26 protein-coding genes are annotated in these 24,021 nt (G+C 64.5%); 15 read left to right on the forward strand and 11 right to left on the reverse strand.

The features are described 5' to 3' along the window. Window positions 1-5: 5 nt before the first annotated feature. Window positions 6-1,016 carry a polysaccharide deacetylase gene (locus ACH196_RS16440; protein WP_396647991.1) on the reverse strand — a complete coding sequence of 337 codons (1,011 nt, stop codon included), beginning with the start codon at window positions 1,014-1,016 and terminating at the stop codon, window positions 6-8. 199 nt (window positions 1,017-1,215) lie between these two features. On the opposite strand from ACH196_RS16440, the gene ACH196_RS16445 reads away from it, so the two are divergent. From ACH196_RS16445 to ACH196_RS16480, 8 genes are all read left to right on the forward strand, one after another. Then, the gene (locus ACH196_RS16445; RefSeq protein WP_396648092.1) at window positions 1,216-1,881 is read left to right on the forward strand and encodes a tetratricopeptide repeat protein; all 666 of its coding nucleotides are present in this window, start codon (window positions 1,216-1,218) and stop codon (window positions 1,879-1,881) included. A 6-nt stretch (window positions 1,882-1,887) separates the two neighbouring features. Then, complete coding sequence (gene der, locus ACH196_RS16450; RefSeq protein ID WP_396647992.1) at window positions 1,888-3,321, forward strand: ribosome biogenesis GTPase Der; 1,434 nt, start codon at window positions 1,888-1,890, stop codon at window positions 3,319-3,321. Window positions 3,322-3,735: 414 nt separating this feature from the next. Continuing rightward, window positions 3,736-4,929: a cell wall hydrolase gene (locus ACH196_RS16455; protein WP_396648093.1), complete on the forward strand. Its 1,194-nt coding sequence runs from the start codon at window positions 3,736-3,738 to the stop codon at window positions 4,927-4,929. 232 nt (window positions 4,930-5,161) lie between these two features. After that, window positions 5,162-5,569, forward strand: a complete 408-nt coding sequence (locus ACH196_RS16460) for an AtpZ/AtpI family protein (protein WP_396647993.1) — start codon at window positions 5,162-5,164, stop codon at window positions 5,567-5,569. A gap of 39 nt (window positions 5,570-5,608) precedes the next feature. Further along, window positions 5,609-6,358: a F0F1 ATP synthase subunit A gene (locus ACH196_RS16465; RefSeq protein ID WP_396647994.1), complete on the forward strand. Its 750-nt coding sequence runs from the start codon at window positions 5,609-5,611 to the stop codon at window positions 6,356-6,358. A 73-nt stretch (window positions 6,359-6,431) separates the two neighbouring features. Beyond that, window positions 6,432-6,656, forward strand: a complete 225-nt coding sequence (locus ACH196_RS16470; RefSeq protein ID WP_091918644.1) for a F0F1 ATP synthase subunit C — start codon at window positions 6,432-6,434, stop codon at window positions 6,654-6,656. A gap of 60 nt (window positions 6,657-6,716) precedes the next feature. Then, window positions 6,717-7,340, forward strand: coding sequence for a F0F1 ATP synthase subunit B (locus tag ACH196_RS16475; protein ID WP_396647995.1), 624 nt, complete (start codon window positions 6,717-6,719; stop codon window positions 7,338-7,340). Window positions 7,341-7,351: 11 nt separating this feature from the next. After that, the gene (locus ACH196_RS16480; RefSeq protein WP_396647996.1) at window positions 7,352-7,831 is read left to right on the forward strand and encodes a F0F1 ATP synthase subunit B; all 480 of its coding nucleotides are present in this window, start codon (window positions 7,352-7,354) and stop codon (window positions 7,829-7,831) included. Between the two features lie 156 nt (window positions 7,832-7,987). Here the strand turns inward: ACH196_RS16480 and ACH196_RS16485 are convergent, their stop codons facing one another. From ACH196_RS16485 to ACH196_RS16495, 3 genes are all read right to left on the reverse strand, one after another. Next, window positions 7,988-8,674 (reverse strand): ribonuclease HII, encoded by a 687-nt coding sequence (locus ACH196_RS16485; protein WP_396647997.1) that lies wholly within the window; start codon window positions 8,672-8,674, stop codon window positions 7,988-7,990. Between the two features lie 215 nt (window positions 8,675-8,889). Continuing rightward, window positions 8,890-10,044 (reverse strand): PA0069 family radical SAM protein, encoded by a 1,155-nt coding sequence (locus ACH196_RS16490; protein WP_396648094.1) that lies wholly within the window; start codon window positions 10,042-10,044, stop codon window positions 8,890-8,892. A 522-nt stretch (window positions 10,045-10,566) separates the two neighbouring features. Next, window positions 10,567-10,731, reverse strand: coding sequence for a hypothetical protein (locus ACH196_RS16495; RefSeq protein ID WP_396647998.1), 165 nt, complete (start codon window positions 10,729-10,731; stop codon window positions 10,567-10,569). Between the two features lie 109 nt (window positions 10,732-10,840). On the opposite strand from ACH196_RS16495, the gene ACH196_RS16500 reads away from it, so the two are divergent. Continuing rightward, complete coding sequence (locus ACH196_RS16500) at window positions 10,841-11,353, forward strand: glycosyltransferase (protein WP_396647999.1); 513 nt, start codon at window positions 10,841-10,843, stop codon at window positions 11,351-11,353. A 13-nt stretch (window positions 11,354-11,366) separates the two neighbouring features. Here ACH196_RS16500 and ACH196_RS16505 read toward each other — a convergent pair whose 3' ends face one another. Continuing rightward, window positions 11,367-12,158 (reverse strand): crotonase/enoyl-CoA hydratase family protein, encoded by a 792-nt coding sequence (locus tag ACH196_RS16505; RefSeq protein WP_396648000.1) that lies wholly within the window; start codon window positions 12,156-12,158, stop codon window positions 11,367-11,369. Window positions 12,159-12,243: 85 nt separating this feature from the next. Between ACH196_RS16505 and ACH196_RS16510 the strand changes: the two genes are divergently transcribed. Further along, a complete protein-coding gene (locus ACH196_RS16510; protein ID WP_396648001.1) occupies window positions 12,244-12,825 on the forward strand; it encodes a TetR/AcrR family transcriptional regulator in 582 nt (193 codons plus the stop codon). On the opposite strand, the gene moaB is transcribed toward ACH196_RS16510, so the two are convergent. The 6 genes from moaB to ACH196_RS16540 form a co-directional block, all read right to left on the reverse strand. Then, complete coding sequence (gene moaB, locus ACH196_RS16515; RefSeq protein ID WP_396648002.1) at window positions 12,822-13,373, reverse strand: molybdenum cofactor biosynthesis protein B; 552 nt, start codon at window positions 13,371-13,373, stop codon at window positions 12,822-12,824. The two genes, ACH196_RS16510 and moaB, sit on opposite strands and share 4 nt — an antisense overlap. Window positions 13,374-13,375: 2 nt before the next feature. Beyond that, window positions 13,376-14,275 (reverse strand): 4-(cytidine 5'-diphospho)-2-C-methyl-D-erythritol kinase, encoded by a 900-nt coding sequence (locus tag ACH196_RS16520; RefSeq protein ID WP_396648003.1) that lies wholly within the window; start codon window positions 14,273-14,275, stop codon window positions 13,376-13,378. 9 nt (window positions 14,276-14,284) lie between these two features. Further along, window positions 14,285-14,470 carry a hypothetical protein gene (locus ACH196_RS16525; protein WP_396648004.1) on the reverse strand — a complete coding sequence of 62 codons (186 nt, stop codon included), beginning with the start codon at window positions 14,468-14,470 and terminating at the stop codon, window positions 14,285-14,287. Between the two features lie 82 nt (window positions 14,471-14,552). Next, a complete protein-coding gene (locus tag ACH196_RS16530; RefSeq protein ID WP_396648005.1) occupies window positions 14,553-15,422 on the reverse strand; it encodes a S49 family peptidase in 870 nt (289 codons plus the stop codon). A gap of 75 nt (window positions 15,423-15,497) precedes the next feature. Beyond that, entirely contained in the window at window positions 15,498-16,286 is a 789-nt protein-coding gene (locus ACH196_RS16535; RefSeq protein WP_396648095.1) for a methyltransferase, read from the reverse strand. Window positions 16,287-16,353: 67 nt separating this feature from the next. After that, window positions 16,354-16,578 (reverse strand): DUF2007 domain-containing protein, encoded by a 225-nt coding sequence (locus ACH196_RS16540; RefSeq protein WP_396648006.1) that lies wholly within the window; start codon window positions 16,576-16,578, stop codon window positions 16,354-16,356. A gap of 161 nt (window positions 16,579-16,739) precedes the next feature. Between ACH196_RS16540 and ACH196_RS16545 the strand changes: the two genes are divergently transcribed. From ACH196_RS16545 to glyS, 5 genes are all read left to right on the forward strand, one after another. Beyond that, window positions 16,740-17,753, forward strand: a complete 1,014-nt coding sequence (locus tag ACH196_RS16545) for a polyprenyl synthetase family protein (protein ID WP_396648007.1) — start codon at window positions 16,740-16,742, stop codon at window positions 17,751-17,753. A gap of 137 nt (window positions 17,754-17,890) precedes the next feature. Next, window positions 17,891-19,669, forward strand: coding sequence for a tetratricopeptide repeat protein (locus ACH196_RS16550; protein WP_396648008.1), 1,779 nt, complete (start codon window positions 17,891-17,893; stop codon window positions 19,667-19,669). A 170-nt stretch (window positions 19,670-19,839) separates the two neighbouring features. Continuing rightward, window positions 19,840-20,274, forward strand: coding sequence for a plastocyanin/azurin family copper-binding protein (locus tag ACH196_RS16555; RefSeq protein WP_396648009.1), 435 nt, complete (start codon window positions 19,840-19,842; stop codon window positions 20,272-20,274). 93 nt (window positions 20,275-20,367) lie between these two features. After that, the gene (locus ACH196_RS16560) at window positions 20,368-21,318 is read left to right on the forward strand and encodes a glycine--tRNA ligase subunit alpha (RefSeq protein WP_396648010.1); all 951 of its coding nucleotides are present in this window, start codon (window positions 20,368-20,370) and stop codon (window positions 21,316-21,318) included. 40 nt (window positions 21,319-21,358) lie between these two features. Then, window positions 21,359-23,911 (forward strand): glycine--tRNA ligase subunit beta, encoded by a 2,553-nt coding sequence (glyS, locus tag ACH196_RS16565; RefSeq protein ID WP_396648011.1) that lies wholly within the window; start codon window positions 21,359-21,361, stop codon window positions 23,909-23,911. Window positions 23,912-24,021: the final 110 nt, after the last annotated feature.

A 24,021-nucleotide genomic window follows, 5' to 3' on the forward strand; every position in this document is an offset into this window, starting at 1 on the left:
GGGGCCTACCCGCCAACGTCGCCGACGACCGTCCGGTCTGGCTGCTCGCGCCGCGCAACATAATCGGCATAGCTGATGCAATCAACGTCGGCACGCGTGCAGACGTCGCGAGCAAAGCGCTCCAGCGCGCGCCAGTAGGCGCCGTCATTCATGAGCGTGAAATGGAAACCGAACTGCAGCGGCGTGCGGCCGCCGGAATATTGGCTGTCAAAGGCTGCGTGAAAGGCCGAGAGCGCGCGCTCCTCGAAGGCGCCATCCCTGTCGGCACGCTCAAAACCGCCGGAGTGGCGGACGAACAGATTGTAGTCCATCGCGATGACTTTTCGCCCAGCCGGCCCCTCCGGAATCTGCGGCAGGGCAAACTGCATCAGCCCGTGGCGCTCTAGGGGCTCGGCCGGGCCGCGCGAGACGCCGCTGGCACCGTAGCGGTAGCCCGCTTGGGCGAGCGCCTCATCAAGGTGCTTGCCGGTGGACAGATACGGTGCGCGAAAACCCGAAATCTCGTGCTCGGCAAAATGCCGCCAGCCGCGCGGCTCGCCGTCCAGGCCGTTGATGCGCCAGGCGTCGCGGAGGATGGTCGAGGCCGACAGAAGCTCGCGGCGCCAGTCGGCCTCGGTCCATTTTCCGCCATCGAAATGGCCGCAGGCATGGCTCGCTATCTCATGGCCCTCCGAGCGCGCCAGCCATATCTGCTGGAGCCGCGCCTTCACGTCTTCCTTAGAGGGTGCGAAGCCGACATTCGAGCGTCCGGCCTTCTCGCCCGGCGCCTGATAGATTCCCTTGGTCTCCGGCGACAGCAGGAAGACGCAGGAGAGGAAATAGGTGAAGCGCGCACCGGTCGTTGCCGCGAGCGCGCGGCTCCTCTGCCACAATTCGACGGGATTGGAGTTGTCGAAGGAGATGATCACCACCTGGTGCGGCTTCGCCGGGATCTTTTCGGCCGACGCCTCGCCGGCTACAGGCAGGAACGCCAGGCAGGCCAGGGCGGAAACGGCGCGACGCATCAACGCGGACATGGGCACTCTTGGGCTGCGGAATGGAGGTCGGGGCAGCGCTATGACATGATTGTGGCGCGGATTGGAACACGAAGGCGTCATTGCGCCGGCTACCGATGGTCGCGAACGGCCGATTCTAGGCGGTGCCCCTTCCATGCCGGCGAATTTCCGCTACAAGGCGGGCTCAACGGCCCCGCGGGGCGAAAACGGCTTTCAGGCGATGTCGGACGACAGCTTTATCCGCGAAGTGAACCAGGAATACCGCCAGGCGCAGGCGCGCGCCTTGTGGGACCGCTATGGCCCGATCGGGCTGGCGATCGCTGTGGCGGTCGTGCTCGGTACGGCTGCCTGGGTCGGCTATGACTACTGGCAGACCTCGAAGGCGAACACTTCGGGCGATGCCTTCTCGCAGGCGCTTGCGCTGGCCAATGGCGGCAAGCAGGACGAAGCGCTGGCCGCTCTCGATAGACTGGAGGCCGACGGCTACGGCGCCTACCCGCTGCTCGCACGTTTGCGCGCAGCGACTGTGCTCGCCGACAAGGGCGACTTCTCCGGCGCTGTCACGGAATTCGACGCGGTCGCGGCCGACACCTCGATCCCGCAGGCCATCCGCGACATGGCGCGGCTGCGCGCCGGCTATGTCCTCGTCGACAACGGCAGCTACCAGGATGTCTCGTCGCGTGTCGAAGTGCTGGCCGATGAAACCAACCCGCTGCGCCATTCCGCCCGCGAGGCGCTGGGCCTTTCGGCGTGGAAGGAAGGCAAGGCCAAGGATGCGCTCGCCTTCTTCGACCAGATCAACGGCGACGAGACTGCGCCGCGCAACACCCGCGACCGCGCTTCGCTGATGGCGGAACTGATCCGCGGCTCCGGCGCGGCCTCCTGATTTGCGATGAGGCTCAAGGTTGCCATCATCGGCCGGCCGAATGTCGGCAAGTCGACGCTGTTCAACCGCCTTGCCGGCAAGAAACTGGCGCTGGTTGACGACACGCCAGGCGTAACCCGCGACAGGCGCATCCATCCGGCGAAGCTCTACGATCTGTCCTTCGAGGTGATTGACACCGCCGGCTTCGAGACAGCCGCGCCGGAAACCCTGCAGGGCCGTATGCGCCTGCAGACGGAGATAGCCATCCGCGAGGCCGATCTCGTCATTTTCATGATCGATGCGCGTGCCGGCCTGCTGCCGGACGACAAGGCTTTTGCCGATATCGTGCGCCGCGCCGGCAAGCCGGTGGTGCTGGCCGCCAACAAGTCGGAATCGCGCGCTTCGGAGGGCGGCCTGCTGGAGGCATGGGAAGCGGGACTTGGCGAGCCGATCGCGATTTCGGCCGAACACGGCCAAGGCATGCCCGACCTGCGCGACGCCATCGTCGAGGCTTTGGGCGAGGAGCGCTGCTTCCCGGAGGACCCGGAGGAGGAAGATCTCCCCGCCGACAGCGACGTGCTGATCGGCGAGGACATTTCCGAGGCGGATGCCGAGAGCGAACCCGCCTACGACGACACGAAGCCGCTCAGGATCGCCGTGGTCGGCCGCCCCAATGCGGGAAAATCCACGCTGATCAACGCGCTCATCGGCGAGGAGCGGCTGCTGACCGGCCCGGAGGCCGGCATCACCCGCGATTCGATCTCGGTCGACTGGGACTGGCGCGGCCGGCTGGTAAAGCTGTTCGACACTGCCGGCATGCGCCGCAAGGCGAAGGTGCAGGAGAAGCTGGAAAAGCTCTCGGTTTCGGATGGCTTGCGCGCCCTGAAATTCGCCGAAGTCGTGATCGTCGTCTTCGACGCGACGATTCCCTTCGAGAAGCAGGATCTGCAGATCGCCGACCTGATCGTCCGCGAGGGCAGGGCGCTGGTCATCGCCTTCAACAAATGGGACCTGATCGACACGCCGCAGGCCACACTGGCCGAATTGCGCGAGAAGACCGAGCGGCTGCTGCCGCAGGTGCGCGGCCTTCGCGCCGTGCCTATCTCGGCGGAGACCGGCCGTGGCCTCGACAAGCTGATGGACGAGGTGGTCGAGACCCACCGCATCTGGAACCGCCGCGTCTCGACCGGCCGGCTGAACCGATGGCTTGAAGGAATCCTGGCGCATCATCCGCCGCCCGCCGTCGCCGGCCGCCGGCTGAAGCTCAAATACATCACCCAGGTGAAGGCGCGCCCGCCGGGTTTTGTGATCTCCTGCTCGCGGCCGGATGCCGTGCCGCAATCCTACATCCGCTATCTGTCGAACGGGCTTCGCGAATCCTTCGACATGCCGGGCGTGCCGATCCGCATCGCTCTGCGGGCGTCCGACAATCCGTATGCGGGCAAGGCGAAGAAGCGCTGACGACCCTTGCCAGTCTGACCGTAATTTCGGCCCGACCAATGGGCACTACGGCCGGCGATCGATCTTGGTGCGCACAGATGGCGCTCATTTATTCACACAACTAACGCCGTGGATTGACGACTGTTTTAGGCCCCCGCGGTCGTTCTGAACGGCTGCTCGGTGGGCCTCACTCTAGGGATTCATGGTTAGCCTCATTCCCGCTGCACCCCCTCCCGTTAACCCTCCATCAAGGTTAATGCTTCACTCTCGCTCTCCAGTGGGTTGCTGTTGCGTCCTGGGGAGTCAGCCTTGTTTCGACGTCTTGTGTCGCAACGGTTTGCCGTTGCCCGCGCTCTTGAAGTGTCTTCCCTTCCAAAGCTGCTCCGCCGCGCCGCGCGCCTGGCTTTCGTCTGCGCGATCGTCAGCCGTAACCTGATGGCTTTGCTGCTGCACCTCGTCTGGCGGTTGACGATTGTCGCCCTGAGGCCAAAAGCTGCCTTGCTTCCTTCTGCGCTGGTCGGCCTCGGCATCTGGGTCGGCTTCCCGACGGTCGCCGCCTATCAGGATATGGCGAGCATGGTTTCCGGCATCGAGGCGCCTGCGGTCCGTTGGAACGGTTATGTCGAGAAATCGGTGGCGGGCTCGGTGCATGCGGCCGAAATGCCCTTTGTCGATGCGGGCAGCACCGGCTCGATCTCGGGCTCCGGCGTCTCGGCGCCCGGCATCGGCGAGGTCGCGTTCCGCGGCAAGGGCGGCTCCGATGCGACGACGCCCGACGAGCAGCGCGTCAATCGCGGCGACAAGAAGGGCCGTATCGTCAATGTCATGCCGGTGGCACCGCCGAAATTCTTCAACGCCGGATCGATCATCGAGCGTACCTCGATGATTCTACGGCCAGCGATCGGCCCGGAACTGAAGATGGCCTTCGCAACGCCGGACATCAAAGGCAAGGAGATAGAGATCGCCACCGCCTTCTACGTGAAGGAGGAGAAGAAGCCGGATCCGACCGTGCCTGCTTATCTCGCTGCCCTTGTCACAAACGACAAGGCCGATGTTCTGGCCACTGCCTATGCCCCGCCGAAGCCGGACTATGCCAATGCCTCGCCCTTCGAGGCGCTGTTGCAGGACGAACTCGACAAGGACAAGGGCCGCTTCATCCCGCCGGTCGCCGCAGGCGATCACGCCTGGATGAGCGAGCCGCTGCCCGCATCTGTGTTCTCGGCGCCGGAACAGAAGTGCCTCGCCAACGCCGTGTATTTCGAAGCGCGAGGCGAATCGTCGCGCGGCCAGGCTGCCGTCGCGCAAGTGGTGCTCAACCGCGTGCGCAACCCGGCCTATCCGAAAACCATCTGCGGCGTCGTCTATCAGAACGACAACTGGAAGAACCGCTGCCAGTTCTCCTTCGCCTGCGACAGCATACCCGACCGCGTGCTGAGCCCAGGGCACTACAAGCGCGCCCAGGACATCGCCATGGCGGTCACCGCCGGCAAGATATTCATCCCCGAAGTGGGCTCCTCCACCCATTACTACGCGCAGTATGTCAGCCCCGGCTGGGCGCGCGCCATGAAACGGATGACACAGATCGGCCTGCATATTTTCTACCGCACCTATGGCGGCGGCTGGAGCTGATCGGCCGGTCACTTGAACACTCCGACCCGCAGCGGTGTCGCGGCGCGGCCCGAGTCGGGCCGCGTAAACTGCGGGTCAGTATGTCGCACTTCCATAAGATATTGATTTATAAATAGAAAATACATCTTATGCCGAGCCGCTACGTGGCTTGACGGGGGCATGGCCTCTAACTATGTTGCCGGCGACTTTGAAGCGGACGGACGAATGGTCGCGTCCGGGCGAGGGGGTTGCGGTGGCTGGCCGAAAATTGCCAGGCGAAACCGGAAAAACCGGACCCGGAAACGGTGATCGGCAAAGTGCCGCGGACGAGGATCTGGAGCATCGCAGGCGCAAGCTCGAAGCATCGCTGGCGGCGAAAGGTCACGGCGAGAATGGCGGGCAAGGCGAAGCCAGACAGACGAGCGTGACCGGCTACGGCCAGGCGCTGAAACTGTCGAGCGAATTCATCGCCGGAGTGGCGGTCGGAGCCGGCTTGGGCTGGCTGGTCGACAAGTTGGCGGGAACGTCGCCCTGGGGGCTGATCGTCCTGCTGCTGCTCGGGTTCGGAGCCGGCGTGCTGAATGTGATGCGGTCGGCCGGGGTGGTTGCCGAAGCTGGTATCAAGGGGCCGAAAGGTCCCGACAACGGCCGCAAGAACTGAAATTGACAGGCGCGAGGCGCCGTAGCCGAGGGGGGCCGAATGGCCAACGATCCGATCCACCAGTTCCACTTCTGGGACGTGATTCCGATCGAAATCGGCGGGCTTGATTTCTCCTTCACCAACTCGTCGCTGTTCATGGTGGTGACCGTCGCCGCCAGCAGCGCTTTCCTCTACCTCACCACCTCGAGCCGCGGCCTCATCCCGACACGCCTGCAGTCGCTGTCGGAAATGTCCTACGAATTCGTCGCCAACATGCTGCGTGATGCCGCCGGCACGCAAGGCATGAAGTTTTTCCCGATGGTGTTCTCGCTGTTCATGTTCGTGCTGGTCGCGAACCTGCTCGGCCTGTTTCCGTATTTCTTCACCGTCACCAGCCAGATCATCGTCACCTTCATGCTGGCTTTGCTGGTGATCGGCACGGTCGTCGTCTACGGCTTCATGAAGCATGGCTTCGGTTTCCTGAAGCTATTCGTGCCGCAGGGCGTGCCCGGCATCCTCGTCCCGCTGGTGGTGCTGATCGAGGTCATCTCGTTCCTGTCGCGGCCGATCAGCCTCTCCGTCCGTCTCTTCGCCAACATGCTCGCCGGCCACATCACGCTGAAGGTGTTCGCGGGTTTCGTGACTTCGCTGAGCGCGTTCGGCGCGGTCGGTATCGCCGGTGCGATCCTGCCGCTGGCCATGACGGTCGCGATCACGGCGCTGGAATTTCTGGTGGCTTTCCTGCAGGCTTACGTCTTTGCCGTTCTGACCTGCATGTATCTGAACGACGCCCTGCACCCCAGTCACTAGCAATGGTTCGGCGGCGCGGTGCCGTCACCCAAATGAATTTCAACCGGATTTCGATCCACTTAAGGAGCTTGATATGGAAGTAGATGCAGCAAAGGCGATTGGCGCGGGCATTGCCTGCCTCGGCATGGGCGGCGCCGGTATCGGCCTCGGCACCATTTTCGGCAACTATCTGGCGGGCGCGCTGCGCAATCCGTCGGCTGCCGACGGCCAGTTCGGCCGCCTGATTTTCGGCTTCGCCGTCACGGAAGCGCTGGGCATCTTCTCGCTGCTCGTCGCCCTTCTCCTGCTGTTCACCTGATACTTTTCGGGCAGATGTTGCCGGCCGCATGTCGCGGCCGGTTCCTGACAGGGGACGAAGATGTTTGTGACACCTGGCTATGCTCAGGAAGCCGCTCCGGCGGAATCTGGCGCTCACCCGATCGGTGAGGCGCATCCGGAGGGCGAAGCTCATCCGGGCCTGGAAGGCCACACCGAGGTCGGCGCCGAAGGGCACGAGTCCGCATCCTTTCCGCCTTTCGATCCGTCGCATTTCCCGTCTCAGATCCTCTGGCTGGCGATCACCTTCGGGTTGTTCTACCTGTTCCTGAAGAAGGTCGTGCTGCCGCGCATCGGCGGCATCCTCGAAGTCCGCAGCGATCGCATCGCCCAGGATCTCGAACAGGCGGCGCGCATGAAGGGCGAGGCCGATGCGGCTGTTGCTGCCTACGAGCAGGAACTGGCGGAAGCCAAGGCCAATGCCAATGCGATCGGTCAGAAGGCCCGCGACGGTGCCCGAGCCGATGCGGATACCGAACGCAAGCGTGTCGAGGCCGAACTGGAAGAGAAGCTTGTGGCAGCGGAAGCAAACATAGCCTCGATCAAGGCCAAGGCCATGAAAGAGGTCGGAACCATCGCCGAGGACACGGCCTCGGAGATCGTGCGTTCGCTTGTCGGCAGCGCCGACAAGGCCGACGTCGCGGCCGCGGTCAAGGCTGCGAGCTGAGGGAGGCGATCATGGATGCCACATTCTGGGCCTTCATCGCCCTCGTCATTTTCCTGGGTATCGTCTTCTACATGAAGGTGCCGGGTACAATCGGCAAGTCGCTCGACGCGCGTGCCGACAAGATCAAGGCCGAGCTGGAAGAGGCCCGCCGCCTGCGCGAGGAAGCGCAGCAACTGCTTGCCGAATACCAGCGCAAGCGCAAGGAAGCCGAGAAGGACGCGGCCGACATCGTCGAGCATGCCAAGCGCGAGGCTGAACTGCTGGTGGCGGACGCCAAGCAGAAGACCGAGGATTATGTGGCGCGCCGCGCTGCATTGGCCGAGCAGAAGATTGGCCAGGCCGAGCGCGACGCCGTCAACGAGGTCCGTGCAAAGGCTGTGGACATCGCGGTCGAGGCCTCCCGCGCGGTGCTCGCTGCCAAGGTCGACGCAAAGGTCGGCGGCGAGTTGTTCAAGTCGTCGCTGGATGCCTTGAAGAGCCGACTGAACTGATCTTTCTTATAGCTTGAACATCGAAAGCCGCTGGCATTGCCGGCGGCTTTTTTGTTTCCGAGGCGGTTGTTTGAAGCTTCGCTTCCCGCAGTTGCCTGAGCTTTCTTGGGTGTTACAGCTTGGCCGAAGTCAGGCGAAGTCGGACAAACCCGACGATTACGCCTCGATCAGCATCTCGGCCGTCGTCTCCACCTCGATCCGGAACGGCGCGAAGGTGGTGCGATGGATGCGGGGCAGGGCGCCATGCGTGCCGATGGCGGTACGGTGGCGCTGGGTGGCGTAGCCCATATGGCTTTCGAAGCCGTAGTGGGCGTGCACGCGTCCGCAATTCTCCATCATCCGGTCGCGCATGACCTTTGCGACGATCGAGGCGGCGGCGATCGACTGCGAGCGCTGGTCGCCCTTGACCAGAGCCTCGGCGCCGCAGGTCAATCCCGGCGGTACGTCGCGGCCGTCGACCAGCGCGTGCAGCGGCTTCACATGCAATCCGCCCGCCGCCCGCCGCATTGCCTCCAGGCTGGCGCGCAGAATGTTGATGCGGTCGATGCCGGTGGCGCTGACCGACGCGACCGAGACGCCGACGGCCGAACCGAGGATCAGCCCGAACAACTCCTCGCGCGTCTGCGCCGTCAGCCGCTTCGAATCGTCGAGCCCTTCCGGAATGCGCTTCGGGTCGAGGATCACGGCGGCGGCCACGACCGGCCCGGCGAGCGGCCCGCGGCCGGCCTCGTCGAGCCCGGCCAGCGGCCACAGGCCACGCTTCATCGCCTTCCGCTCGAATGAAAAATCCGGCTTGAACGCCAGATCGAAGAGGGGCGGAGAATCGGAAGACGGGCGAGCCATTGTGCGGCAAGACTCGCATCCGTTCCGATTCTCCGCAAGGCCTTCCCAGCCTGGGGCGGGGGCGGGGAAGGCGCCGCCGGGCTGGGGCGGCCCGGGGGACTCGAATAGGGCAGTAGGCAGTAGGCAGTAGGCAGTAGGCAGTAGGCAGTAGGGGCTGCCTTCGTCGCTTTTGGCCGGCTGGTACGCCCGGGCTTACTTTCCCGACTGCCGACTGCCTACAAAAGCATCAACTGCTCCACCTTCTTTCCTGTGCCTTTGAACAGGTCCGTCCGCAGCCTTCGGCGCTCCTCGTTGAGGCCGAGTTTCTTGGCGGCGATCTCGAAGCGGCGGCCGATCTGCCAGGCGTAGGGGCCGGAGCCTTTCATGCGTTTTCCCCATTCCGAATCATAATCCTTGCCGTCGCGCATCGAGCGGATCAGCGACATCACGTGGCGGTAGCGGTCGGGATAATGGCGCAGCAGCCAGTCCTTGAAGATCGGGCTGACCTCCAGCGGCAGGCGCAGGATGACATAGCCCGCCTCCCGCGCGCCGACATTCGCCGCCGAATCGAGAATGCGCTCGATCTCGTGGTCGTTGAGGCCGGGAACGATCGGCGCCACCATCACCGAGACGGGAATGCCGGCATCGCTCAGCATCCGCAGCGCTTCCAGCCTTTTGGTCGGCGTCGAGGCGCGGGGCTCCATGGTGCGGGCCAGCATGCGGTCGAGGCTGGTCACCGACAGCGCCACCTTGGCGAGACCCCTCTCCGCCATGCGCGCAAGAATGTCGATGTCGCGCGTCACCAGCGCCGACTTGGTCACTATGCCGACCGGATGACCGTATGCCTCCAGCACTTCGAGGACTTCCCGCATGATGCGGTATTTCTTCTCGATCGGCTGGTAGGGATCTGTGTTGGTGCCGATGGCTATGGTGCGCGGCTCGTAGCCTTCCTTGGAAAGCTCTTTTTCCAGCAGTTTTGCCGCATCCGGCTTGGCGAACAGTTTCGATTCGAAATCCAGACCGGGCGACAGGCCCATATAGCTGTGCGTCGGCCGCGCAAAGCAGTAGACGCAGCCATGCTCGCAGCCGCGATAGGGGTTGATCGACCGGTCGAACGAGATGTCCGGCGAATTGTTGCGGGTGATGATGGTACGCGGCCTCTCGACCTGCACCTCGGTCTTGAAGGGCGGAAGCTCTTCCAGCGATTCCCAGCCGTCGTCGAAGACGTGACGGCTCACCGGCTCGAACCGGCCGGACGGATTAACCCCGGCGCCACGTCCGCGCCGGCGATCCTCGCCGATCCGCACGCCGCTTTCCTCGATCATCGCGTTGGCCATCTCGGATCTGCCGCTTCCGAAAGCGGCAATGTCGGCGCGCACGATCTGTTCCATCTTGGCGCGTTCCCAAGGGGCTTCGGGGTTATGTCGAATCGGAGCGTTCATGAAACTATTCCTATGTGCTTAATGAGAACAAATCAAGAACTTTTTGATCGCCGTCCATTCCCCGATGCGGGCACTCCCTGAATGCAGCCTCCCTCACCGCCACGCTGCGGGATTCCGCCCTGGCCATTGGCTGGAAAACTCCCTTGCGGGAGATGGGAAGCGGGGCGCGAGGCCGAGCCTCTCAAGTAACAATACGTGGCGCAGCTTTCGCGCCCCGCCGGCGTGCTTGCCCGATCGCTGATACCGCCCCGGCTCAATCCGAGGCTTGTCGTCGCGATCTGGGGCCCGGGTCTGAAGGCTCTTGCCAAGCCGCGCACCGTTACGCGGCCACCCCGGCGCCGTCCCCTCCACGCTCATCCGGTTCATGACCCGTGTTCCCGCGAGGGCGATGGCCGAATTATAAGGCAGGCCGAAGAGGCGGGGATGAAAAATGGGTTTAAATCGCCCTGGCTAAAATAAAGGCTCGTTGTTTCAATGGGTTGAAAAATTTTTTGCCTCCAGGAAGTAAAAACGCTTCCCCTTTTTTGAGATATCTTCCCGGAGGTGGTGTAGCTGGCGGCGTTGGTCGCCGGGTCTTGCCGGCTGGGCCGGACTGATCGCCACGGCTGACAAGCAGATGAGCGGATCATCGCTCATCAGAGAGATGGGTTCCAGTACCATGTATCGGGCGCGCCGGACGCTTGCGGCAGGGCTTGCCGCACCGCGTGCTGGCCTTTCGTTGCGCGACCCGCTATTCGGCTAAGCAATGCTCACCGTGCTGATCGAAACCAGGAACGACGAGGAGGCCTTAGCGCGCACGCTGGCCTCGCTGGTCGGCGCGGCGGTGGAAGGCGTGGTGCGCGACGTCATCGTTTGCGACTGTGGCTCGACCGACCAGACGCACTATGTCGCCGAGCATGCTGGCTGCCACTATGTGGCGGAAGGCGGCGTTGCGGCCGGCATCAGGCAGGCCAAGGGCGAATGGCTGCTGATGCTCGAACCCGGCGCGCGCCTCGTCGACGGCTGGACCGAGGCGGTTATCGGCCATGTCGCCAAAATGTCGATGCCGGCCCGTTTCTCGCGCAGCCGCGACGACCGCAAACCGCTGTTCTCACGCCTGTTTTCGGCGCCGACCGCGCTGGCCGAGGGGCTGGTCATTCGCAAGGGCCAGGCGATGGCGCTTGCCAAGTCCGCCCAGAGCGCGGAGGCGATCGCACGCGGGTTGGCGTCGCGGCGGCTCGACGCTGAAATCAGGGTCGCCGAGCCGCGCCGCGGATGATTGCCGGCGAACCCTAGCAGCCCCTGTATGCGGGTTGGCGGCGCTCGATCCACGCGTCGATGCCCTCGCGGAGGTCATGGGTCGGTACGACACGGGCGAATTGTTCGCTCTCGACCTGCAGGCCCTCGCCGATGGTCATGTTAAGTCCCCGCGTCACCGCCGCGATGATCCCCGCCGCCGCGACCGGCGAATGGCGCAGGATGCGCTCGGCCATGGCGAATGCCGACGGCAGCAGCGCCTCGTGCGGGACGACGGCGTTCACGAGACCGAGTTCCAGAGCCTTCGACGCCGTAAATGCGTCACCGGTCAGCAAGAGTTCAAGCGCACGCTTACGGCCCGCCAGCCGCGGCAAACGCTGTGTGCCGCCAAAGGTCGGCGGCATGCCGAGATTGATCTCCGGCTTGGCGAAAGTGGCGCGCTCGCTGGCAATCGCGAGGTGCACTGCCTCGGTGATCTCGCAGCCACCGCCAAAGGCGATGCCGTTGACGGCGGCGATGACCGGCTTGGGAAAGGCCTCGAGGCGCGCCGTCAATCCTTGCCCTCGGCGCACGAATTCGCGCACTGCCGTGTCGGCCCCACCGCGCACGCTGTGCGAGAATTCATGAATGTCGCCGCCCGCCGAAAATGCACGATCGCCGGCGCCGGTGAGCACGATCGCCCGCACTGCGGCGTCGGCTTCCAGCGCGTCGAGCAGCGCCGTCAGGCGGTCGATCGTCTCATAGTTCAAGGCGTTAAGTTTTGCCGGACGGTTGAGCGTCAGCAGGGCGATCCTGCCGCGCGTTTCGCAAAGGACGGTGTCGGTCATGGCTGCCTCTTCAAGCCGGTATCGATATCGCCACACTACCGGCTTCATCGATTGTATATACACACTAGTCGGTATACATTGAGTCATGCCACGACAGCCCACCGACACGCGCGAGCGCATCCTTTCGGCCGCCAGCAGGCTCTTCTACGCAGACGGCATCCGGGCGGTGGGGGTCGATGCCGTTGCCGAAAAAGCGGGCATTACCAAGCGCACGCTCTATTACCATTTCCGCAGCAAGGACGATCTGATCGCCGCCTGTCTTGAGGCGCGCGACCAGCCCAATCTGGCGCTTTTCGCGCGCTGGTTTGACGAAGCAGAGGGGCCGCTTGCAGCCAGGGTGGAGAACATGTTCCGCCGCCTGGCGCGCGCGGCGCGGCATCCGAAATGGCGTGGCTGCGGCTTCCTGCGCACCGCCGCCGAACTCGCCAGCATGCCCGGCCATCCGGCCGTCAGGATCGGTTCGGCGCACAAGAAGCGGCTCGAAGCCTGGCTCGAAGGCAAGGTGGCCGCCGAAGGCATCGGCAACGCTTCACTGTTGGCGCGCCAGATCGTGCTGCTGCTGGACGGCGCCTTCTCGGTCATGCTGGTGCACCGCGATGCCGCCTACGTCGAAGCGGCGGGCAGCGCCGCTGCCACGCTCGTCGGTGCCGCCTTGGCGCGTTCCTAGGTGTGTTTCCCGCCGCCGCGCCGCAGATGCTCGTCCAGCCGCGGCATGATCTCCACGAAGTTGCACGGCATGTGGCGGTAGTCGAGCTGCGGCTTGATGATCCCGTCCCAGGCGTCGCGACAGGCGCCGGGCGAACCCGGCAGCACGAACACAAAGGTGGCGTTGACCACGCCGCCCGTGGCGCGCGACTGGATCGTCGAGGTGCCGATCTTGTCGTAGGAGATGCGGTGAAAGACTTCGGAAAAGCCGTCCATGCGCTTTTCGAAGATCGGCTCCAGCGCCTCCGGCGTCACGTCGCGGCCTGTGAAGCCGGTGCCGCCGGTGGTGATCACCACGTCGATTTTCTCGTCACGCGACCAGGCGAGGACTTTTTCCCGGATATTTTCCCTGTCGTCGGTGACGATGGCGCGGTCGGCCAGCATATGGCCGGCCTCGGCGATGCGGTCGACGAGCGTCTGGCCGGATTTGTCGTCGGCCGGCGTGCGTGTGTCGGAGACGGTCAGCACCGCGATGCCGACGGGGATGAAGGGGCGGTCGCTGGGCGCCATGCCTAATGCTCCTTCTGGGGCGGAGCCGAGGCCGTTGTCTCCGTCGCCACGACGAACCAGTCCGGCCGCGCCGTCGAGATCGCGTTGGCTGCGCGCTGGGCTGCGGTGTTGTCGTCAAAAATACCGAAGCAGGTAGCACCGGACCCCGACATCCGCGCAAAGGCGGCGCCCGCGCCGCTCAGGGCGGTCAATGCATCGTCGATCGTTGGCGCGAGGCTCATGGCCGGCGCCATCAAATCGTTTCGGGTCGTGGCCAGCCAGCCGAGGAGGCTGGCTGTATCCCTGCGCGACGGCAAGGGAGGAAGCGGCGGGTTTTCGCGGCGGGCAAGCGCCGCGAAGACTTGCGGCGTGCCGACCGCGACGCGCGGATTGACCAGCACGAGCGCCAGCGACGGGAATTTGTCCACCGGCTCGATCACCTCGCCGATGCCGCGCGCCACCAGCGGCGTTGAATGCAGGCACATCGGCACATCAGCGCCGAGCGCCAGTCCGATGCGTGCTAGCGCGTCCACGCCGATATCTAGTTTCCAGAAGCGCGCGAGCGCTCTCAGCGCCGCCGCCGCGTCACTCGACCCGCCGCCGACGCCCGATGATGCGGGTATGTTCTTTTCCAGGAAGATCAGGGCAGGAGAGGCGGCTGCCGATCCGGCGGCCTTGCGCAGAGCGTCGCGGGCCTGGACGGCGAGGTTGTCCGCGCCGTCTGGGATTTCCTGCGCAAAAGGTCCCGAAACCGTGAACAAATCCCGAGGCGCAGGGCCGATGGCGATTTCGTCGCCGAAAGCCGTGAACACCGAAAGGCTTTCGATCAGATGATAGCCGTCCGGCCGCCTGCCGGCGACATGCAGGGCGAGGTTTATCTTGGCGGGTGCCGCCTCGGCGACCGCAGCGGCGGTTTTCGACACGATGGAGGATCAGTCCTTGGCGGGGCGGTATTCGCCGGTCTTGGGGTCGAAGACCAGCGTGCCGTCGGCATGGGTCTTCGCCTGCTGCTCGTGGCGCCTGATCTTGGCGGTCACGCGCTCGGCCTCGCGCACGAAATGGCGGTAGCCGAAATAGGCGACCACGCCGACGACGGCGAAGAAGATGAGCTGCGGCATGACATTTCCCTCCCTGCATCGAACGGCCGCATGGGCCGTTCAGGTCGGCAAGCGACCATCATAGCGGCAAACCGCCCGTCATTCAAAGCCCGTATCGGCCCCACAATGCGCGTTGCTCGGCCGCGTCGAAAATTCCCTCGACCGCGGCGCCGGCCACCTCTACCACCGGAATTCCGGCGCTCGACCCGAACAGGCCGAGCCGGCGGCCGAAAAGCCCGCGCGGCTGGGTGATCAGCTTCATCTGCGTCCTGTCGCCGAAACGGTCCTTCAGCGTACCGCGCATGTCGCCGATCGCGTCGACGAGCCCGAGCGACAGGCCTTTCCTGCCGGTCCAGAACAGGCCGGTGAACAGATCGGGATCCTGCGACAGCCGGTCGCCGCGCCGGTCCTTCACCAGGTCGATGAAGGTCTCGTGGATTTCGATCTGCAAGGCCTTCAATCGCTCGACGTCCTCTTCCTTCTCCGGCTGGAAGGGGTCGAGCACCGCCTTGTTGCGCCCCGCGGTGTAGACACGGCGCTCGACACCGATCTTCTGCATGAGCTCGGGAAAGCCGAAGGAGGCAGACACCACGCCTATAGAGCCGACGATCGACGACGGATCGGCGATGATCTCGTCGCCGGCCACCGCGATCATGTAGCCGCCGGAGGCGGCCACGTCCTCGACGAAGACCAGCACTTTCTTGTTCTTCTCGGCCGCAAGGTCACGGATGCGCTGGTAGATGAGCCGGGACTGGACGGGGGAGCCGCCGGGCGAATTGATCGAGATCGCTATCGCCGGCGCATCCTTGAAGGCGAACGCTTTTTCCAGAACCCCGGCCGTGGAGGCCAGCGACAGGTTCTGGCGGAACTGGCCGCCGCCGGCCATAATCGTGCCGCTGAGCCGCACCACCGGGATGGTGACGCCGTCCGACCGCATCGATTTGGGCAGCAGGCGGCGCAGCAATGACTTCACGGTGAAAAGGCTCCGTCTCACAGGTCTTTTCAACGCATGTAGGCATTGCCGCGCGCCGCGCAAGCGCAACCGGCATCAGTCGGCGAAAAGCGAGGCTTCGCCGGCATTGATGGCCTCGGCACGCGGCGTGAAGTGGTTGTCGGCCTGCTCGTGCAGGATCAGCGGCGGCATCAGCGACGGCACGCCGCGCGCGCCTCGTGCCGCGCGGACGACGATGCGGATTGCCGGCCTGTCGGCGGTGGCATGGATCGGCACGATCTCGGCGCCGCCGAACCGTCCCGCCAATGCCGACAGGATCGGGCCGATCGACGCCGGCCGGGCGATCATCGCCACTTTTCCGCGCGGCTTGAGCACGGCGGCGGCGCTGCGCAGCCATGCCTCGAAGATCTGCTCGTCGGCGACATGTGCCGCGTGGCGCAGCGTGTCCGGCGTGGCGCGGTCGCGGCCGTCGTTGAAGGGCGGGTTCATCAGCACGAAGTCGGCGGAACGGTCCTTCAGCCCGGCCTCGGTGCGGGCCCTGCCGGTCAGCGTCACGTCGGCTGAAAGGATCGACACGCGCGGCGCAAGGTGGCGGTTGTCCGGATGCGCCAGCGATAGCTCGGCGTAGCGCACCATTTCCGGCGACCGCTCGACCAGCAGCACGGATGCCCTTTGGCAGCGCGCCGCGACGGCGAAACCCACGGCCCCGGCGCCGGCGCCGAAGTCAACCGCGAGGCCGGCAAAATCCGCTGGCGCCGCCGCCGCCAGCACCAGCGCATCCATCCCGGCCCGATGCGCACCTTTTCTTGGTTGCACGAGCGTGAAGCACCCGCGATGGAAGGCGTCGGCTGTGCAGTCCGCATCGTCGGGAGAGGGGGCCGGAATGGTCGGGTTGCCCGTGGCTTTGCCGCTCAACGCAGCCTCCTCCGCAACGCCATGGCGGGCGGGCCGATCAGCGCTCGCGCATCTCGTTGCCGATGCCGGCGTCGGAAAAGATCCGCCGCGCCTGCTCGGCGTCGTCCTCGGAAACCAGGATGCGCCTTGGCAAAATGCCGATGGAGCCGTCGAGCACGCTCATGTTCTGGTCGGCCACGAGGCATTCTATGCCGGCGTCGCGCAGCAGCGATTGCGCAAAGGAGAGGACCACGGCGTCGTTGGTGCGGATGAGCTCGATCATACCGCAAAAATCGCAGTTTGCGCGGCGGAAGTAAACGCCGGCTGCGCTTCGCCGGTAGCCCGCGCCAATTCGCCACTTGAGTTCACCCCATATGCCGCACTAAATCGTTCGCGGGACTAAAGGCTGTTGGGCGCGGCCGGCCGGTGACGGGAGTGCTTGTATTGGGTGTCGTACTCAACCTGGAAGACGGAAAGCGCGAAGTCTCGATCAAGGGACTGATCGATCTGACGGCCTCCGACATGGCCGAAGTCAACAAGCTGATCCTGTCCAAGGCCGGATCGGACGTCGAGATGATCCCCGAGATCGCCAACCACCTGATCTCGTCCGGCGGCAAGCGGCTGCGGCCGATGGTGACGCTGGCCGCCGCCCAGATGTTCGGCTACGCCGGCGACGCCCACGTAAAACTCGCCACCAGCGTTGAGTTCATGCACACGGCGACGCTGCTGCATGACGATGTGGTCGACGAAAGCGATCTGCGGCGTGGCAAGAAGACGGCGCGCATGATCTGGGGCAACCAGGCCAGCGTGCTGGTCGGCGACTTCCTGCTCGGCCAGGCTTTTCGCATGATGGTCGATGTCGGTTCCCTCGACGCTCTCGACATTCTTTCCACCGCCGCCTCGATCATCGCAGAGGGCGAGGTGATGCAGCTTTCGGCGGCCAAGAATCTTGAGACCACCGAGGACGAATATTTCTCGGTGATCAAGGCCAAGACGGCAGCACTTTTCTCGGCTGCCGCCGAAGTCGGACCTGTAGTGGCTGGCGCCACCCGCACCGATCGCGCGGCGCTGCGCTCCTACGGCATGAATCTCGGCCTCGCTTTCCAGTTGATCGACGACGCGCTCGACTATGGTGGCGATTCCAAGAAACTCGGCAAGAATGTCGGCGACGATTTTCGCGAGGGCAAGGTGACGCTGCCGGTGATCCTCTGCTATCGCCGGGGGACCGCGGCCGAGCGCGCCTTCTGGAAGCAGGCGATCGAGGACAACGTTGCCGACGACGAGGCGCTGCAAAAGGCGCTGGCGCTGATGACGCGCCATGGCGCGATCACCGACACGATCGGCCGCGCCCGGCATTTCGGCGGCATCGCGCGTGATGCGCTGGCGCCGCTCGACGCCACCCCGCAGAAGGCCGCGCTGCTGGACGTTATCGATTTCTGCATAAGTCGTGTGGTCTGATCGCGGCCGTTCACGCTATCGCGAGAATCATTGACACTCCCTGCGGATTGAACCCGGACCGCAAAAAGGCCATGCTTCTCGGCTTAAGCCGTCGATGATTCATCCCGAGCGGCGCTGCTGTGCCTGAAAGGACTGTAATGCGGAAACGTCTCGTCTGGCTGGCAAGCGTGTCGGCGCTCACCGCTGCGATCCTTGTCGGCCCGCCCGCGCTGGCCAATAAACCGTCGGAGCCGGTAGCCATCGGTTCGTTCACCGGGGCCTACCTCGCGGCGCGTGTCGCCGAGGTCGACAACGACATGGACAGCGCCATCGACTATTACCGGCGCGCCCTGGATTTCGACCCGGACAACCAGCAGCTCCAGCAGAGCCTGTTGCTGGTGCTGGTCTCTACCGGCCGTTTCGACGAGGCGCTGCCGCTTGCCGAAAAACTCAAGACCGTGCCCGACGTCGAGCGTTTCTCGCGCGTCACGCTGGCGGTCGATGCCATCCGCAAGAAGCAATACCGCGAGGCCGGCATCTGGCTGAAGCTGGTGCAGGAATCCGACCTTGACCGCCTGATCACCGGCCTGATGTCGGCCTGGACGAAGGCCGGCCAGAAGGACGGCGCCGAAGCGATCGCCGACTTGCAGGCGCTGAACGGCCCGGACTGGTTCGAGCTTTTCGCCTCCTACCACCGCGCGCTGATCGCCGAAAACGCCGGCCTGAACGATGAGGCGACCACCGCCTATCAGGCGACGATCGACAATGTCGCGGCTGGAAGTGCCGCTCCCGAGACGTGGCTGCGCGCCGCGGAAGCCTATGCCGGCTTCCTGGCGCGCCACGGTGACAAGGAGAAGGCGCTGGGCGTTCTGGACAAGGCTGCCGAGTTCGCCGCCGGCCGCCTGCCGCTGATGTCGCTGCGCGACAAGATCGAGAAGGGCGAGAAAATCCCGCAAATGGTCGCCACGCCCGCCGATGGCGCGAGCGAAGTGCTGCTCGATCTCGGCGGCGCGCTCAACCGTGGCGGCGGCGAGCCCTTCGTAAAACTCTATCTGCAGCTCGCCCTTGTGCTGCGGCCGGACAGCGATGCGGTGCTGCTGCAGCTTGCCTCAGTGGCCGAGCAGCAGGAGGATTCCGAGGAAGCGATCTCGCTCTACGAAAAAATTCCGGCGTCCTCGCCACTTAAGCGCGCGGCCGAATTGCAGCTCGGCCTCAACCTCGCCGATCTCAAGAAGCATGACGAGGCCATCGCCCATCTGAAGAAGCTGGTCGACGCCGATCCGGACGACATGCGCGCTTACCTGGCTTTGGGCGGCGTCTATGCCTCCAAGGAGGACTACAAATCTGCCGCTGAAAACTACGACCGCGCGGTGGCGCGGCTGAAGGAGCCGACCAGCGCCAGCTGGAACATCTTTTACCAGCGCGGCATCGCCTATGAGCGGCTGAAGCAGTGGCCGAAGGCCGAGCCGAACTTCCGCAAGGCGCTGGAACTCTTCCCCGACCAGCCGCAGGTGATGAACTATCTCGGCTATTCCTGGGTCGACATGAACATAAACCTCAACGAGGGGCTCGACCTGATCCGCAAGGCGGTCGATCTGAAACCCAGCGACGGCTACATCGTCGATTCGCTCGGCTGGGCTTATTTCCGGCTGAACCGCTTCGACGAGGCGGTGGTCGAGCTGGAGCGCGCGGTTTCCCTCAAGCCCGACGATCCGGTGCTCAACGACCATCTGGGCGACGCCTACTGGCGCGTCGGCCGCAAGCTGGAAGCGACCTTCCAGTGGAGCCATGCGCGCGACCTCAAGCCCGAGCCGGACATTCTCCTGGGTGTCCAGAAGAAGTTGAAGGAAGGTTTGCCGCCGCTTGAAGGCAAAACCGCGCTCGAAGCGCCGGCCACGCCCGCGCCGAAGGCAGCGGATCCTGACAAGAAAGGCTGATCCGCGGCCGAGACAGGTCGAACTGACCGGTTCCAGACGGACGTTCCCGTGCCCTAGGTCCGCGCACTATCGCGCCTTCAGCTTGCTGTCAGCCGGCCATGCGAGTTGAGCGGCGGGAGGCCGGTTTTTGGCCGGCTTCCCATGTCGAAACCGCTGGAAAGGTCGATCATATGAAAAGACTTGCGCGTGTCGGTGCTGTGGCATCGATCCTGGCCATGAGCGCCGCCGTGAACCCGCTATGGGCGGCCACGATGGTCAAAGTCACCGAATCGGGCGAGGGCGGCGGCGCCATGAGCCTGAAACTGGAGCCGGCGACCGTCAAAGCCGGACCGGTGACCTTCGAAGTAAAGAACGATGCGGTCGCGGAAGAGCACGAGATGCTGGTCGTGCGGCTCAAGTCGCCGGATCAGAAGGTGCTGGTCAACGCCGCGAAGCACCGCGTCGACGAAGCCAAGCTGAAGAGCCTCGGCGAGGTTTCCGACCTGAAACCCGGCGAATCCGGCGAGTTGAAGGTGACCCTGAAACCCGGCACCTATCTCGTCTTCTGCAACCTCAAGAGCCATTACGAGGCCGGCATGGCCTCGACCCTTACCGTCACCAAGTGAAGGCGCTTTGGCGGGCGGCTTCGCTTGACGCCCGGACGCTGGTTGGATAGCGGAAGTCCGTGCTCGCGCACGGACTTCTTACTTGGAGCACCCATGTCCGCCACTCCGCCCGCCCACCTCGACCCCCGCCGCTCCTTCCAGGGCCTGATCCTGACGCTGCACAACTACTGGGCGGCCTATGGCTGCGTCGTGCTGCAGCCCTACGACATGGAGGTCGGCGCCGGCACGTTCCACCCGGCCACGACGCTTCGGGCGCTCGGCCCCAACCGCTGGAACGCCGCCTATGTGCAGCCCTCGCGCCGGCCGAAGGACGGTCGCTACGGCGAGAACCCGAACCGGCTCCAGCACTATTACCAGTACCAGGTGATCCTGAAGCCCAATCCGCCGAACTTGCAGGAACTCTATCTCGGTTCGCTGGAGGCGATCGGCGTCGACCCACTGCTGCACGACATCCGCTTCGTCGAGGACGACTGGGAGAGCCCAACGCTCGGTGCCTGGGGGCTCGGCTGGGAGTGCTGGTGCGACGGCATGGAAGTCTCGCAATTCACCTATTTCCAGCAGGTCTGCGGCATCGAATGTGCTCCGGTCTCGGGCGAACTCACCTACGGGCTGGAGCGGCTGGCTATGTATGTGCAGGGCGTGGACAACGTCTACGACCTGAACTTCAACGGACGCGAGGGCGACGGGAAGGTCACCTATGGCGAGGTTTTCCTGCAAGCCGAGCAGGAATATTCGCGCCACAATTTCGAGCATGCCAACACGGCGATGCTGTTCGAGCAGTTCAAATTCGCCGAGGCCGAGTGCCAGGCGCTGCTCGCCGCCGGCGCCCCGCGCACCGGCGACAACAGCGCGCTGCAGAAGATGGTTCTGCCGGCCTACGACCAGGCGATCAAGGCCAGCCACGTCTTCAACCTGCTCGACGCCCGCGGCGTCATCTCCGTCACCGAGCGCCAGAGCTATATCCTGCGCGTGCGCAACCTGGCGAAAGCCTGCGGCGAGGCGTTTTTGCTGACCGAGGCGGGCGGTTTCGCCGCCGCTGCCTGACCCTTCCGCGCCGCCTGCACCCGTACCGTTCGAGACTCCCATGCCCGACCTTCTGCTTGAACTCCGTTCCGAAGAAATCCCCGCCCGCATGCAGCGCAAGGCGGCGGGCGATCTGCGCAAGATGGTCACCGACGGTCTGGTCGAGGCGGGTCTGACCTATGAGGGTTGCCAGGAATACTGGACGCCGCGCCGGCTGACGCTGGATGTGCGCGGCCTGACGGCTCGTTCCAAGGACGTGCGCGAGGAGCGCAAGGGGCCGAGCACCAAGGCGCCTGAGCAGGCGGTGCAGGGTTTTCTGCGCTCGGCTGGCTTGAGCGACATTTCGCAGGCCGAGATCCAGACCGACCCGAAGAAGGGCGATTTTTACGTCGCGCGCATCGTCAAGCCGGGCAGGGCGGCGGAGGAGATCATCGCCGCGCTTGTGCCGGAAGTGATCAGGACGTTTCCGTGGCCGAAATCGATGCGCTGGGGGCCTGCCTCCGGCCCCAAGGGCAAGCGCTACGGCAAGATCGAAGGCCGCGGCGGCGAGGCGCTGCGTTGGGTGCGGCCGCTGCAATCCATCCTCTGCACCTTCGGGCCGGAGACCGAGGAGCCGGTCGTGGTCGATTTCGAGATCGACGGCATCCGCTCCGGCAACACCACCTACGGCCACCGTTTCCATTCGCCGGGCGCCATCACCGTGCGCCGCTTCGACGATTACGCCGCCAAGCTGGAAGCGGCCAGGGTGATCATCGACGCCGGGCGCCGCAAGGAGATCATCCTCGCCGACGCGAAAAACCTCGCCTTCGCCAACGGGCTCGATCTGGTCGAGGACGAGGGCTTGCTGGAGGAGGTTTCCGGGCTGGTCGAGTGGCCGGTTGTGCTGATGGGTGAGTTCGAGGAGGCGTTTCTCGACATTCCGGCCGAGGTCATCCGGCTGACGATCCGGGCCAACCAGAAGTGTTTTGTCACCCGGCCTCCAGCAGACGTGGAAAAACTCTCCAACCATTTCATCCTCACCGCCAACATCGAAGCGAAGGACGGCGGGCGCGAGATAGCCCACGGCAACGGCAAGGTTGTCCGCGCACGGCTTTCGGATGCGCTGTATTTCTGGAAGACCGACCAGGCCGACCTGCCCGACCTCGACCGGCTGGAAGCCTCCGCCGAAAAATTCGGGTTGAAGCGCGATGCAAGCGGCAAACTCCTGCCGCTCGACCAGCGCATGGCGAGGCTTGACCATCTCGGGGTGACATTCCACGCGAAACTCGGCACGCAGGGCGAGCGCGTCGAGCGCATCGCAAGACTGGCGGAGGAACTTGCGCCGATTGTTATGCAATCGTGGAAATCGATCGATCAGGCGGGGCGAGAACGAAATGTTGATCTGCTAGCCTCCGAACATGTTGGTCTCGATTTGGTCGAGCAATATGTCCGCCGCGCCGCGATGCTCGCCAAGGCCGACCTCCAGACCGAAGTCGTCGGCGAGTTCCCGGAACTGCAGGGTGCGATGGGTCGCAAATACGCGCTGCTGCAAGGCGAGCACCCGTCCGTTGCTGCCGCGATCGAAGAGCACTACAAGCCACAGGGCCCTTCCGACAGCGTGCCCACCGACCCGGTGTCGATCGCCGTCGCGCTTGCCGACAAGCTCGACACGTTGGTTGGCTTCTGGGCGATTGACGAGAAGCCAACGGGGAGCAAGGACCCGTATGCACTGCGTAGAGCGGCGTTGGGGGTGGTCAGGATTGTGGTCGAGAATGGGGTGGGGCTGTCGTTGAAAGACGTCATAGCCGAGGCGGCAGAGCGGCTTGTTTGGGATGTTAGAGATCCCAGGTTGGAAGATGAACTGGCAAATGCCGACGCCCTGGAAGCTCGGCTCGGGGGAGACTCGATTCGCGATCGGTTGCTCGAACGCATCAACGTCGAACGGGGCAATGTTTTCGGGAATACCGGCAGGCCATTTAATATTGTCATTGCCGACCTCCTCTCCTTCTTCCACGACCGCCTGAAAGTCTATCTCCGCGACAAGGGTGCGCGGCACGACCTGATCGACGCGGTGCTGGCGAGCGGCAGCACCTCCCCCTTGTGGGGAGGTCGGACCGGAGGTCCGGGTGGGGGTGATCAAGCGCCTTCCTCTCAGACCCCCACCCCGGCGCTACGCGCCGACCCTCCCCACAAGGGGGAGGGTGGGAGCCAGAGCGACGACCTGCTCACTATTGTCCGCCGCGTCGAGGCTCTCGGCACCTTCCTCGACACCGAGGACGGAAAAAATCTGCTGGCCGGCACGAAGCGCGCCGCCAACATCCTGGCTGCCGAAGAGAAGAAGGGCACGGCGATCGCCGCAACCGTGGAGCCTGCCCTGTTCCGCGAAGACGCCGAGAAAACGCTGTTTTCCGCGATGAATCAGGCTGAGAAGGAAGCCGGCGAAGCGATTCAGAACGAAGACTTTTCCGCCGCCATGCGCGCGCTTAGCGCGTTGCGTGAACCTGTTGATTCATTCTTCGAACGCGTTCTCGTAAACGACGAGGATGTGGCCGTACGCGCCAATCGGCTGGCGCTTCTCGCCCGCATCCGCGCCGCGACGGGGCAGGTGGCGGATTTCTCGAAGATTGCGGGTTAGGGGAGTAGGGGAATAAGGCAGTAGGGCAGTAGGAAAGCTGACGATCTGCTTGCCGCGCGACACCTGCGGAATACCTTTCCCTACTGCCCTACTGCCCTACTGCCCTACTG

This window comes from Mesorhizobium sp. IMUNJ 23232 (assembly GCF_044326205.1).
GTDB lineage: Bacteria > Pseudomonadota > Alphaproteobacteria > Rhizobiales > Rhizobiaceae > Kumtagia.